Origin of the sequence: Gemmiger formicilis, assembly GCF_024462815.1 — a bacterium.
Classification (GTDB): Bacteria; Bacillota; Clostridia; order Oscillospirales; family Ruminococcaceae; genus Gemmiger.
Genome location: NZ_JANGCG010000001.1, coordinates 180,449 through 194,566 on the forward strand (window position 1 = coordinate 180,449; position 14,118 = coordinate 194,566).

At 57.3% G+C, this 14,118-nt stretch carries 10 protein-coding genes; 9 read left to right on the plus strand and 1 reads right to left on the minus strand.

What is annotated here, in order from left to right; translation table 11 throughout:
- Positions 1–4: 4 nt before the first annotated feature.
- Entirely contained in the window at positions 5–1,750 is a 1,746-nt protein-coding gene (gene pyk / locus NE623_RS00885) for a pyruvate kinase (RefSeq protein WP_256271083.1), read from the minus strand.
- 272 nt (positions 1,751–2,022) lie between these two features.
- Here pyk and NE623_RS00890 point away from each other — a divergent pair, with 272 nt between their 5' ends.
- The 9 genes from NE623_RS00890 (at position 2,023) to glmS (ending at position 14,092) form a co-directional block, all read left to right on the plus strand.
- Positions 2,023–3,198: a phosphopentomutase gene (locus NE623_RS00890; protein ID WP_256271082.1), complete on the plus strand. Its 1,176-nt coding sequence runs from the start codon at positions 2,023–2,025 to the stop codon at positions 3,196–3,198.
- Positions 3,199–3,292: 94 nt separating this feature from the next.
- Positions 3,293–4,015: a YdcF family protein gene (locus tag NE623_RS00895; protein WP_256271081.1), complete on the plus strand. Its 723-nt coding sequence runs from the start codon at positions 3,293–3,295 to the stop codon at positions 4,013–4,015.
- 12 nt (positions 4,016–4,027) lie between these two features.
- Complete coding sequence (locus NE623_RS00900; RefSeq protein ID WP_256271080.1) at positions 4,028–4,786, plus strand: esterase family protein; 759 nt, start codon at positions 4,028–4,030, stop codon at positions 4,784–4,786.
- Between the two features lie 120 nt (positions 4,787–4,906).
- Entirely contained in the window at positions 4,907–6,037 is a 1,131-nt protein-coding gene (locus NE623_RS00905) for a cysteine desulfurase family protein (RefSeq protein WP_256271079.1), read from the plus strand.
- A 3-nt stretch (positions 6,038–6,040) separates the two neighbouring features.
- Positions 6,041–6,913: a tRNA 2-thiocytidine biosynthesis TtcA family protein gene (locus tag NE623_RS00910; RefSeq protein ID WP_256271078.1), complete on the plus strand. Its 873-nt coding sequence runs from the start codon at positions 6,041–6,043 to the stop codon at positions 6,911–6,913.
- Between the two features lie 446 nt (positions 6,914–7,359).
- Positions 7,360–8,382 (plus strand): phenylalanine--tRNA ligase subunit alpha, encoded by a 1,023-nt coding sequence (gene pheS / locus NE623_RS00915; protein ID WP_256271077.1) that lies wholly within the window; start codon positions 7,360–7,362, stop codon positions 8,380–8,382.
- Positions 8,383–8,401: 19 nt separating this feature from the next.
- Positions 8,402–10,825: a phenylalanine--tRNA ligase subunit beta gene (gene pheT, locus NE623_RS00920; RefSeq protein WP_256271076.1), complete on the plus strand. Its 2,424-nt coding sequence runs from the start codon at positions 8,402–8,404 to the stop codon at positions 10,823–10,825.
- Between the two features lie 168 nt (positions 10,826–10,993).
- The gene (locus NE623_RS00925; protein ID WP_256271075.1) at positions 10,994–11,896 is read left to right on the plus strand and encodes a class B sortase; all 903 of its coding nucleotides are present in this window, start codon (positions 10,994–10,996) and stop codon (positions 11,894–11,896) included.
- 354 nt (positions 11,897–12,250) lie between these two features.
- Positions 12,251–14,092, plus strand: coding sequence for a glutamine--fructose-6-phosphate transaminase (isomerizing) (gene glmS / locus NE623_RS00930; protein ID WP_256271074.1), 1,842 nt, complete (start codon positions 12,251–12,253; stop codon positions 14,090–14,092).
- Positions 14,093–14,118: the final 26 nt, after the last annotated feature.

Genomic DNA, 14,118 nt, shown 5'->3' on the forward strand with positions numbered 1-14,118 from the left:
TGCCTCACTTTGCCATAGCCTGCACAACACCGCGGGCGCAGTCCATCGAAATCAGCATACCATCTTTCAGGGTGCGGGTGGCGTTGGTGGCACCAACAATGACCGCCTTACCCAGCGTCAGGCCGACAATGGCGGAATGGCTGTTCGTACCGGCTTCCTCGGTGATGATACCAGCCGACTCGCGCATAAAGGGCAGCATATCATTCGTGGTGAAGGGAACCACCAGAATCTGGCCGGGCTTGAACTTTTTGGCGGCCTCGGCGGCACTGCGGCAGACACAGACCTCGCCCTTGGCGTTGTACTTGCCGATACCGACACCGGCGAGCAGGGAATCGCCCACCATATGCACCTTAATCATATTTGTGGTGCCAGAGACGCCCACCGGGACACCGGCGGTAACAACAACCAGGTCACCATCCTGCACGAGACCTGCATTGCGGGCCTTCTCTACAGATTTGCTGATCAGTTCATCGGTGGAGGTGGCATAGTCCATCAGCAGCGGGGTCACACCGCGGTACACGTTCAGCTGGCGGCGGGTCGTCTCGTCGAGCACGCAGGCAATAATCTGGGTATCGGGGCGGAAGCGGCTCAGCAGGCGGGCCGTCTCACCACTCTTGGAGGCCGTGATAATCGCGGAAGCACCAATGTCTGCAGCGGTGGTGCAGGCGGCATGGCCCACGGCAGCGCTGACGTTCAGGCGGGAGGAATCCGCACGGCTGTGGTGAACCAGACTGTCAAAGTTGGAGTCAGCCTCGGTGGTCTCGGCAATCGTAGCCATTGCCTTCAGGGCCTCCACCGGATACTTGCCCGCAGCGGTCTCACCAGAAAGCATAACCGCGCCGGTGCCGTCATAGATGGCATTGGCAACGTCGGTAATCTCGGCACGGGTGGGGCGGGGGTTGACAATCATAGAGTCCAGCATCTGGGTGGCGGTAATACAGATTTTGCCGGCGCTCATGGCACGGTCAATCAGATGCTTCTGGATAGCAGGAATCTCGGCAAAGTCAATTTCAACGCCCATATCGCCGCGGGCCACCATAATACCGTCGGCAACGGTCAGGATTTCATCAATGTTGTCGATGCCTTCCTGGTTCTCGATCTTGGCGATAATACGAATCTTGGAGTTGTGCTCATCCAGAACGTGGCGGATTTCCATAATGTCCTGCGCATTCCGGGCAAAGCTGGCGGAAATCAAATCAAAGCCCTGCTCAACGCCAAAGAGAATATCACTGGTGTCGCGCTGGCTCATATACGGCATGGACAGGTGCACGCCGGGAACGTTGACGCCCTTCTTGGTCTTGATGGTGCCATCGTTGCAGACCGTGCAGCTGATGTCGGTATCGCCGACCTCGTCAATGCGCAGCTCAATCAGGCCGTCGTCCAGCATAATGCGGCCGCCAGGCTTGACATCGTGGGGCAAATCCTTATAGGTGACAGAGCAGATTTCATTCGTGCCCTCCACATCGCGGGAGGTCAGGGTGAATTTCTGGCCGGTAACCAGCTTCTCAACGCCGTTCTTGAACTCGCCCAGACGGATTTCGGGGCCCTTGGTGTCCAGCATACAGGCGATGGGCAGATCCAGCTCCTTGGACAGCGCACGCACCTTGTCAAAGCGACCCTTGTGCTCCTCATAGTCGCCGTGAGAGAAGTTGAAGCGGGCAACATTCATTCCATTTTCCATCAGCTGGCGCAGGATGCCCGGCTTGTCGGTGGAAGGACCCATAGTGCAGACGATTTTGGTTTTACGCATAAAAACATTTCCTCCGTTTGATTGCTCTACCTATTTATATATACTTTATAGAAAACCACAGCGATATTATACTACAGGTTCCCCGGGATAAACAAGTAGGTACAGAAATTTGACAGAAATTATACCGTACATATCTTGCTGTATTTGCCTATGTTATTTTTTGGACAAATGCGCCGCGTCCCGGTATGGATTTTATGTTTACTTTTTTAATGGTTTACGGTATAATAAGTACAAAAAGATTTCTTTACTATAAATCATACAGGAGAATCATTATGGCAAAACGTGTATTTTTGATTGTGCTGGACAGCTTCGGCATCGGTGCAGAGCCGGACGCCGCTCTTTTCGGTGATGCCGGTACCAATACGCTGGGCGCGATTGCCGGTCACCCCAGCTTCAAAGGGGACAACCTGGCCAAGCTGGGTATGTTCAATCTGGACGGCGTGACCTGCGGTACCCCGGTTGCACAGCCCCTCGGCAGCTTTGCCCGCCTGCGCGAGGCCAGCGCTGGCAAGGATACCACCATCGGCCACTGGGAGATTGCCGGTCTGCTCAGCGCAGAGCCGCTGCCCACCTTTCCGGACGGCTTCCCGCAGGAGCTGCTGGACGAATTTACCGCCCGTACCGGCTACAAGGTGCTGTGCAACAAGCCCTATTCCGGCACGGATGTTATCCGCGACTACGGCGAGGAGCATATGAAAACCGGCGCGCTCATCGTCTACACCTCCGCGGACAGCGTTTTCCAGATTGCCGCCAATGAGGCCCTTGTCCCGGTGGAGAAGCTGTATGAAATCTGCGCCACGGCCCGCGAGCTGTTGACCGGCAAGTACGGCGTCGGCCGCGTGATTGCCCGCCCGTTCGTGGGGGACTGCGCCGCCAACTTCACTCGCACGCCCCGCCGCCACGATTACAGTCTGGTGCCGCCCCGCGCTACGATGCTGGACGCCATTCAGGCCGCCGGAAAGGCAACCATCGGCGTGGGCAAAATTCATGATATCTTTGCAGGCAAGGGCGTTGGCGAGACCATCCGCACCAGCGGCAACACTGAGGGGCTGAAAGTCACGCTTGCGCTGGCAGACCGCGATTTTGAAGGCCTTGCCTTTGTCAACCTTGTGGACTTTGATATGCTCTACGGCCACCGCCGTGACGTGGCAGGCTATGCCGCTGCCGCCGCTGAGTTCAATGACTGGCTGCCCGGCTTTATGGAAAAAATGCGCCCCGGCGATATCCTGATGGTCACGGCAGACCACGGCTGTGACCCCAGCTACACCAAGACCACCGACCACACCCGCGAGTATGTGCCGTTCCTTATCTATGGTGACGAGATTCAGCCCGGTGTGAACCTGCACACCCGCTACAGCTTTGCCACGATTGCGGACACGGTCTGCAAGGCGCTGAACGTGGACTACTGCCCGGCAGGTTGCGGTGTCTATGATGAAATTTCCAAGTAAGGTGAGCCCGATTTTACTGAATATAGCAACTGTCGCGCTGGTTGTATATTCGATTTCATTGGTATTTTTGTCCAATTTCAATATGGGCAACCTTATGGTCTGGCTGCTCACGGCGTGTGTGGCCGGGTACGCGGTGTTCCGCCGCCCGGTCAACGCATGGTTTTCTGCCGGAGCGGGCCGTGCCGTATTCTGGATTCTGGCGGTGCTGGCGGGCGTTTACCTTGCGGTTATCGCATTTGTCGCGGTCAGTGGTTACACAAACCCGCCCACCGGGCAGGAAAAGGCAGTCATTGTGCTGGGTGCTGGCCTGCATAAGGATAAGCCCAGCAGGCTGCTGCAGTACCGGTTAGATAAGGCGTATGAATTTGCCGCAGCGCACCCGGATACGCTGGTCATCACCAGCGGCGGGCAGGGCCGTGATGAATGGCTGCCTGAGGGGGACGCCATGCGGGAATACCTGATTGCCAAGGGCCTTGACCCGGCGCGGGTGCTTTCGGAAGCACGTTCTACCTCCACCGAGGAAAACTTTGCCTTCTCTCTGGAAATCCTGCGTGCACAGGGCTATGACGAGACAACACCCATTGTCTATGTTTCCAACGCCTTTCATTGCTACCGCGCAGGAAAGTACGCGGCCATGGCAGGCTTTACCTCCGCTACCGCGCTGGCTGCGGGCACGCCGCTGCGCAGCGTTCTGCCGTGCTATCTGCGCGAGGCGCTGGCACTGCTTTACTACTGGGTATTCAAGACCTCTGCTGCCGGGCCGATGCACGCCATGGTCGGTTTGCTGGATATGAATAAAAAATTCTTTTACAAATAGGAGGGGACTGCCATGCAGATTCGCTATTATAAAGAGTACAGCCGGTTTCTGAACCGCTTTATGGAGTTCAAGGTCTACGGCCACGCCGGACGTCCCATCGTGATTTTTCCGTGCCAGAGTGGCCGCTTCTTCGATTGGGAGGACCGCAATATGTGCAATGCCGCCGCCAAATGGGTGGACAACGGCAAGCTGCAGATTTTTACGGTGGACAGCATTGACCCCGAAAGCTGGGATAACCACGGCCCCGAGCGCCCGCGCATTGAGATGCAGGAGCGCTGGTACAACTATATCTGTGAGGAATTTGTGCCCCGCCTGCTGGAAATCAACCGCGAGCAGGGCGAGGACCATACCGGTCGGATTCTGACCGGCGGTGCCAGCATGGGCGGCGGCCATGCCGTCAACTTCTATCTGCGCCGCCCGGATATTTTCAACGGCACGATTGCCCTCAGTGGCCTGTACTCCTCCGGGATGTTCTTCGGCAACTACATGGATGACCTCGTCTACCGCAACTCTCCCTGCGATTATATGCGCAACTTTCCCGCAGACCACCCCTATAAGGAGCTGTACGCCAAGGCCGACAAGTTCATTATGTGCTGCGGTCAGGGTGCGTGGGAGGATGATTTGCTCGCTTCCACCAAAGAGCTGCAGGCGATTCTCGAAAGCAAGGGCATCCATCCCATTGTGGATATCTGGGGCACGGATGTTTCCCACGATTGGTACTGGTGGGAAAAGCAGTGGGTCTACTTCCTGCAGATGACCCTTGGCAATTGACAGAGTACGATTGCAGAATTTGAGTAAAACTACTGCCCCTGCTTTACCGCAGGGGTTTTGCGCGGGTGCATTTCCTATTGATAAAGTAGGAAACCGCGCCCTGTACTATGAGGCAAACCTATGATTTATCTTGATTACTCTGCCAACACCCCGGCGGATCCGGAGGTCCTGGACGCCTATGTGGCAGCGGAACGCCGCTATATAGCCAACCCCAACTCCACCCATATAGCCGGGCAGGAGGCACGCGCCGAGATGGAACGCGTGACCCAGTCCATTGCGCAGCGTCTGGGTGTGCAGCCCGCCGAAATCATCTACACCTCCGGCGCCAGCGAAGCCAACAACCTTGCCATCAAGGGGATTGCGCACGCTTCGCGGCATATCGGCAAACACATCATCTCCACCCAGCTTGAACATTCCTCCGTGGGGGCCTCGCTGACGGCCCTCCAGCAGCAGGGCTATGAAATCGACCTGCTGGACATCAACCGCGACGGCAGGGTAGACCTTGACCAGCTGCGGGAGCTGATGCGCAGCGATACCATTCTGGTTGCCGTCTGCGCAGTGGACAGTGAGCTTGGCACGATACAGCCCATCCGGGAAATTGCTGAAATCGTCAAGCCGTACCCCGGTTGCCGCCTGCACGTGGACGCCACACAGGCCGTCGGCAAAACAGACCTCTGGCTGGACGGCGTGGATACCATGAGCTTCACAGCCCACAAATTCTATGGTCCCAACGGCATCGGCGCGCTGTACAAACGCCGTGGTCTGGTGATTGAGCCGCAGATTTCCGGCGGCGCCAGCACCACGATTTACCGCAGCGGCACACCCACACTGGGCTTGGCCGTCAGCCTTGAGGCTGCGCTGGCCAAGGCGCAGGACGAGCAGCCCGCCCGCACAGCCCATGTGCAAACGCTGCATGACCGCCTGCTGTCTGCCCTGCAGGGCTACAGTCTGGTGCGGGTAAACAGCCCGGCCCACGCTGTGCCGCACATTCTGAATGTCAGCGTCACCGGCGTCAAGGGCACACGGTTTCAGCAGGCCCTCAGTGAGCAGGGCGTCTGCGTTTCCGTCAAGTCGGCCTGCTCGTCGGACGGTCTGCCGTCCAAGGCGGTGTTTGCCGTCAGCCGTGACCGCCGCAACGCCCTTTCCAGCTGGCGCATCAGCCTGAGCCACCTGACCACGGAGGAGGAAATCGACGGTTTCCTGAAGGCCTTCGACCTCTGCTACAAAACTCTCACAAATAAGGAGAACTGACCCTTGGAACGTCAATTAGAAACCTATCAAAAAATTGAGCGCAGCATCATCAAAAAATTTCGCAAGCAGCTCTGGACGCCGTTCATCGTTGCCATAAAGCGCTATGAGCTGATTCAGGCCGGGGATAAAATCGCCGTCTGTATCTCCGGCGGCAAGGACTCAATGTTGATGGCCAAGCTGATGCAGGAGCTGCAGCGCCACAGCGAGGTTCCCTTTGAGCTGGTTTTTCTGGTGATGGACCCCGGCTACAACGAGGTCAACCGCCAGAAAATCGAAAGCAACGCTGCGATTCTGAATATCCCCATCACCATCTTTGAGACGAACATCTTTGACGTTGCCAACAACAGTGACAAATCGCCCTGCTATCTCTGTGCCCGGATGCGCCGCGGGCATCTCTACAAAAAAGCGCAGGAGCTGGGCTGCAACAAGATTGCACTGGGGCATCACTTCAATGACGTCATCGAGACTACCGTTATGAGTATGTTCTACGGCTCCCAGCTGCAGGCCATGCCGCCGAAGCTGCACAGCACAAACTTCCCGGGTATGAGCCTCATCCGCCCGCTGTACTGTGTGCGGGAGGCTGACATCATCGCATGGAGCCGCTACAATGAGCTGGAATTTATCCAGTGCGCCTGCCGCTTCACCGAGGCCTGCGCCATCTGTGACAATGGCGGCGGCGGTTCCAAGCGGCAGGAGGTCAAAGTTCTGCTGCGCCGTCTGATGCGGGACAACCCGAACATCGAGAACAGCATCTTCCGCAGCATCCACGCGGTCGCGCTGGACACCATGCCTGGCTACAAAACCGAAGGGGAGGAACACTCCTTCCTGGAGCGCTTTGACCGCATAGAGGATGAGCTGAAAAAGAGCCGGGAATAATCACCACTGGCGTCTGTACTCGCCCGGCGGCGTGTCGTTTTAGAAGGCCGCGTTTGTCTGCCCGGTGCGGATTTTCGGGGAAAGGCCGATGTCCCAGGCTTGACAGTGCGCGGATTCTGCGCTATACTAATCAAGTATTCGCAAAAACACATTGACGGAGAAAGTATCTGCAGGGCGTTTTAGTCCAGAGAGGGCGGCCACCGGCTGTAAGCCGCCTGTAAAGACCCTGCAGGAAAGTTCGCTCCCGAGTGGTGCGCGGGAAAGGCTCTTCCGGCCCGGTAGTGCGCAACGGCCCTGCACCGTTACCCGCAGCAAAGAGTGCCGTCGTTTCGGCGGAACACGGGTGGTACCGCGGAGAATTGTATTCACAAGGCTTCGTCCCTGATAGAACACAGGGACGGGGCCTTTTTATTTTGGTCCCGGCCCCCAGCAAACAGAGGTGTACTATGGAAGAAAAAATCAAGGAGCTGCGCGCCGCCATTGAGCAGGACTGCGCAGCGGTCACTGACAAAGCCCAGCTTTCTGACTTCTGGCAGAAATACCTGAGCAAGAACGGTGAGGTTGCAGGCCTGACCAAGAGCCTGCGCGATGTTCCCAAGGAGGACCGCCCCGCTGTCGGCAAGACCATCAACGAGTTCAAGCAGTGGGCCGAGGCCCAGTATCAGGCCCTGTCGGAGCAGGTCGAGAAGGCCGCGCTGGCTGCCCGCAACGCCGCGGAGACTGTGGACATTACGATGCCTGCCAAAATCCGCAAGACCGGCAATCTGCACCCCATTACCCTTGTCAAGAACGAGATTATCGACGTTTTCTCCGGCATGGGCTTTGAAATTTATGAAGGCCCTGAAATCGAGGATGATGACCACAACTTCACCCGCTTGAACGTGCCCAAGAATCACCCCGCCCGCGATATGCAGGACACCTTCTATGTCGCGGATGACATTGTGCTGCGCACCCAGACCAGCGGCGGCCAGATTCGTGTTATGGATATGGAAAAGCCGCCTATCAAGGTGCTGGTTCCCGGCCGCGTTTTCCGTTCCGACTCTGACGCAACCCACTCCCCGATGTTCCATCAGATGGAGGGTCTGGTTGTCGATAAGGGCATCACGCTGTGCGACCTGCAGGGTATGCTGGACAAGTTCGTGCAGGCCCTGTTCGGCCCCGAGGTCAAAACCCGCCTGCGTCCGTCCTACTTCCCGTTCACCGAGCCCAGCGTGGAGGTTGACGTCTCCTGCTTTGAGTGCGGCGGCAAGGGCTGCCCGCTTTGCAAGCACACCGGCTGGATTGAGGTTCTGGGTGCCGGTGTTGTGCATCACAGCGTGCTGGAAAACTGCGGCATTGACCCCAATGTTTACTCCGGCTTTGCCTTCGGCATTGGCATTGAGCGTATTGCCATGCTGAAATACGGCATCAACAACATCGGCCTGATGTTTGAAAACGATCTGCGCTTCTTGAAGCAGTTCGAGGATTGACGGAGGAGGAGTACGGACTATGAAAGTACCATTCAGCTGGTTAAAGCAGTATGTTGATATTGACGTGACCGCACAGGAGCTTGAGGACAAGCTCTTTGGCTGTGGCTTTGAGGTCGAGGAGCTCATCGACCTCGGCGGCGAGATTTCCAAGGTAGTTGTCGGTGTTGTGACCGAGTGTGTCCCGCAGGAGGGCACCCATCTGCACATCTGCAAGGTGGATTGCGGCGAATATGGCCACGATATCCAGATTTCCACCGGTGCCCCCAACGTCTATGCCGGTATGCACACCCCCGCCGCACTGGACGGCTCCACGCTGCCCGGCGGTGTAAAAATCAAGGCAAAGCCCCTGATGGGCATTGAGTCCAACGGTATGCTCTGCAGCGGCGAGGAGCTGGGTCTGAATGAAGACCTGTATCCCGGTGCCGAGGTGTACGGCCTGCTGGATTTGCCGAAGGACACCGTGCCCGGCACGCCCATCCAGCAGGTTGTCGGTCTGGATGACTGCATCTTTGACATTTCCATCACCGCCAACCGTGCCGACTGCCAGAGCGTGCTCGGCATTGCCCGTGAGGTTGCGGCTGTGCTGAACAAGCCCCTCAAGATGCCTGCCACCGACTACACGGCCAGCGATTATGTGGACCCCCGCCTCTCCATCAGTGTGGAGGCAGGCGACCTCTGCCCGCGCTACATCGGCCATTATGTGCGCAACATCACCCCTGGCGAGTCTCCGCGCTGGATGCGCCGCCAGCTGGCCCTGTGCGGCCTGCGCAGCATTTCCAATGTGGTGGATATCACCAACTATGTCATGCTGGAAATCGGCCAGCCCATGCACGCCTTTGATATGGACACGCTGGAAAGCTGCCAGATTCTCGTCCGCCGCGCCAAGGACGGCGAGAAGATTACCACGCTGGACGAGAAGGAGTTCACCCTGACGCCCAACAACCTCGTCATCTGCGACGGCTCCAAGCCCGTGGCTCTGGCCGGTGTTATGGGTGGTCTGAACAGTGAAATCAAGGACACCACCACCCAGCTGCTGTTTGAGAGCGCCAAGTTTGCCCGCGACAATATCCGTAAGACGGCCCGCGGCCTCGGTCAGAATACCGATGCCTCCAGCCATTACGAAAAGGGCATTTCCGAGTACACCACCGAGCTGGGGATGGCACGCGCCCTGCACCTGATTCAGGAGCTGGGCTGCGGTGAGGTTACCTCCACCCACTTCGACTGCTCCGCCGGTGCCCCCCGCGAGGGCAAGCACTTCACGGCCAGAATCAGCGGCATCAACGCAATTCTGGGCATTACCGTGCCTACCGAGGCGATTCTTGATATTCTCAGCCGCCTGCAGTTTGAGGTTACCCTCGCCGAGGATGGCGACACGATGCAGGTGGTAGCTCCCCGCTGGCGTGAGGACATTGAGGTCGGCGAGCCCGATCTGGCCGAGGAGGTTATCCGCGAGTACGGCTATGAGCACATTGTGCCCACCTTCCTGAAGGCTGCCACGGTCACCACCGGCGGTCTGACCGCCGAGCAGAAGGCAGAGGCCAAGGCCAAGCGCACCATGTGTGCACAGGGCTTCTACGAGGCCGAAACGCTGGCCTTCTATGCGGACGCCGATTTGGATATGCTGCACATTGCCGCCGATGCACCGGAGCGCAACGTTATCCGCATCCTGAACCCCATTTCCTCGCATCTGACCATTATGCGCCCGCTGCTGGCACCGTCCCTGCTGAATGTGGTGGTAGACAACCTGCGCAAGGGCAACGCCGAGGGCCGCCTGTTTGAGCTGTCCAACATCTACATTCCGAAGCAGCAGCCTGTGACCGAGCTTCCCGATGAGCGCCTGCATCTGGGCTTTGCCGCCTGGGGCAGCGAGGAGGACTTCTTTGCCGTCAAGGGCGCAGTCGAGAGCTTTGGCGCCGCGTTCGGTGTGGAGCTCACTGTTGAGCGCGCCACCGATGTGGCATGGCTGCATCCCGGCATTGCCGCCTATATCCTGTGCAAGGGGCAGCGTGTCGGCGTCTTTGGCAAACTGGCCAACGATGTGACCACCGAGCTGAAGCTGCCCAAGGACAGCCGCGCCAACCTGAACATCTATCTGGGTGAAATCGACTGGGTGGCCTTCCATGCACTGGTTCCCGCCGCCCTGCATTATCAGCCCATTCCGGAGTTTGCCCCGGTGCAGCGCGATCTGGCCCTTGTTGCGCCGGAGAGTATGGAGTGCGGCACCCTCATCACCGAGATGAAGCGTGCCTGCAAGCAGCTGACAAAGGTCGAGCTGTTTGACATCTACCGCGGCGAGAAGCTGGGCGCAGACAAGAAGAGCATGGCATTCAGCCTGTTCTTCCAGCCCGCTGACAAGCCCCTGCCCCCTGACGAGGTAGACCGCTTTGTCAAGAAGATTCTGGGCAACCTCAAGTTCAAGCTGGGCATCGAAATCCGCGAGTAATTCTCTATAGCTACAGCAGAGCCGATTTGAACCGTGCGTTCAGATTGGCTCTTTTTTGCCTTGCCTTCCAAGCCGGATGAAAGCCGCAATCCGGCAAATTCCGCTTGCTTTTTCCGGAATTTGGTCGTATAGTGAAGGAGCATACAAAACCAAGCAGGGAGGATCATTATGGCAAAAATACGTCGCAGCGATATGCCACAGCCCGCAGCCGCCGGGCTTACTGAACGCGGGCAGCAAACGCCTGCCCCCACACAGCCCGGGCACGAAGCGCCTTCCGCACCCGCACCAAAAGCGAAACGCAGGCGCAGCAGCATCGGCTACACGGTTGCTATGATTTTTTTCGGTGCGGTCTTTCTTGTCAGCGCCGGGCTGCTCGTCAAACGCTTTCTTGATGACCGCAAAACCGAGAACGAGTTTGCCAGCCTGCAAGCTATGATTGATACCACCGCCACCACCGACACTCCGGACCCGACAGGGGAGAACGTCAACCCCAACGGCGCCAAATTTGCCGCCTTGCGGGACAAAAACAGTGACTTCATCGGCTGGATTTCCATTGACGGCACAAATCTGGACTTCCCGGTCATGTACGCACCCACAAACAAGGACTTCTATCTGCGCCATGACTTCAACAAGGAATACAGCATCTACGGTGTGCCGTATCTGGACGAAAAGACAACGCTGGGAGCCAATGCCGAGAGTGACAACCTGATTATCTATGGGCACAATATGAAAACTGGCACCATCTTCGGCTGTCTTACCGGCTACAAAAAGGTGGACTATTATCAGCAGCACCCCTATATTGAGTTTGACACCGTCTATGGAGACGCGCAGTATGAGGTATTCGCCGCCTTCGCCATTGATGTGGTGAACGATACCTCGTTTGTCTATAATCAGTATGTCGATATGGACGAGGAAAGCTACAACGCTTATGTGGAGGAAGTTTGTCACCGCAGTGACGTGGATACCGGCATCCGCCCTGCCTATGGTGAGCAGCTGCTGACGCTCTCCACCTGTGAATACTCCACCGACAACGGCCGCTTTGTGGTGGTGGCCCGGCGGGTTGCGGCCTAATTATCACAGTTTAGAGGGCCGTATACTTAATTTTCTTTTGCAAATGCTGCTTTTACGCTGCAAAAATCTGTTTTGCACTTGCCAATCTTCGCCGAGTGTGCTATCCTAATAAATGCACGATAACTTTTGATACGTTACTTATATGGTGTAAGAAACGGGAAAAGGGGACTGTGCAGCGGGCAGCCGTAGCCCTTGACGGCTGCCCGTTTTGTTTTTCCGGCAACTACAAGGTCACAAATTGGGGCGAAGGTGTAGACATTTTGCGCTGGATGTCATATACTATATGAGTATTTTGTTTTAAAGCGCTAAAAAGAAACTGTATATATTACGCCAAAATAAGGGAGGAAACCTGCTATGTGTGGAATCGTAGGCTTTACCGGTGCGGCGCAGGCTGCGCCGATTCTGCTGGATGGTCTGGCCAAACTCGAATACCGCGGTTATGACTCTGCCGGCATTGCCGTACAGAACGCCGCCGGCAAGATTGAGGTTGTCAAGGCCAAAGGCCGCCTGAAGGTTTTAAGCGAAATGACCGATGGCGGCAACGCCGTGTCCGGCAGCTGCGGCATCGGCCATACCCGCTGGGCAACCCACGGTGAGCCGTCCGTTGTCAACGCGCACCCCCATTATTCTCGTGACCAGAAAATCGCAGTGGTACACAATGGCATCATTGAAAACTATCAGGAAATCAAGGAGCGCCTGCTCAACAAGGGCTTTACCTTTGTTTCCCAGACCGATACCGAGGTTGTGGCCCAGCTGCTGGACTACTACTATACCGGCGAATCCGCAGGCAATCCTCTGGATGCCATCACCCGCATGATGCTGCACGTCCGCGGCTCCTATGCGCTGGGTGTCCTCTTTGCCGATGAGCCGGGTGTCATCTATGCCGTGCGCAAGGACAGCCCTCTCATTGTCGGCAAGTGCGAGGACGGCGCCATCATCGCTTCCGATGTGCCCGCCATGCTGAAGTACACCCGCAATGTTTACTACATTGACAATCTTGAGATTGCCCGGCTGACCCCCGACTCCATCGAGTTTTTCAACGTTGACAAGGAGCCCATCACCCGGGAGCCCACCACCATCGAGTGGGACGCCGAGGCCGCAGAGAAGGGCGGTTATGAGCACTTCATGATGAAGGAAATCTACGAGCAGCCCGCCGCTGTGCGTGACACGATTTCCCCGCGCCTAAAGGATGGCAAGATTGATTTGTCGGAGCTGGCACTGGACGAGGACGCCATCAGGAGCGTGCGTCGCCTGTATATCATCGGCTGCGGTTCGGCCTACCACGTTGGTATGGCAGCGCGTTATGTCTTTGAAAGTCTGGCCCGCATCCCGGTGGAGGTCGATGTGGCCAGCGAGTTCCGCTACCGCAACCCTGTGCTGGAGCCGGACTCTCTCGCCATGGTCATCAGCCAGAGTGGCGAGACTGCCGACACGCTGGCCGCACTGCGCCTTTGCAAGGAGCGCGGCGTGCGCACCATCGGCATCGTGAACGTGGTCGGCTCCAGCATCGCCCGCGAGGCCGATGCCACCATGTACACCTGGGCCGGGCCGGAGATTTCCGTTGCCACCACCAAGGCCTACAGCACCCAGCTTGCGGCCTGCTATCTGCTTGCCACCGAGTTTGCCCGCGTGCGCGGCACGCTGGAGGATGGCCAGTATGAGCATCTGGTTTCCGAGCTGGAGGTTCTGCCCGAAAAAATCGAAAAGACGCTCTCCGACAAGGAGCGTATCCAGTGGTTTGCCAGCAAGTACGCCAACGCGAAGGACGCCTTCTTCATCGGCCGCGGTCTGGACTACGCCGTTGCGCTGGAGGGCAGCCTGAAATTCAAGGAAATCAGCTATATTCATTCCGAGGCCTTTGCCGCGGGCGAGATGAAGCACGGCCCGATTTCCCTTGTTGAGAACGGCACGCTCGTTGTCGGCATCCTCACCCAGCCCGACCTCTTTGAAAAGAGCGTCTCCAATATGGTGGAGGTCAAGAGCCGCGGTGCCTTCCTGATGGGCCTGACCACCTACGGCAACTACAGCATTGAGGACACAGCGGGCTTCACGGTCTATGTGCCCAAGACCGACCCCCATTTTGCCACCAGCCTGTCGGTCATTCCGCTGCAGCTGCTGGCCTATTATGTCAGCTGCGCCAAGGGTCTGGATGTCGATAAGCCGCGCAATCTGGCCAAGAGCGTCACGGTTGAGTAAAATTTCTTAGAAAAAATCAAGAAAAT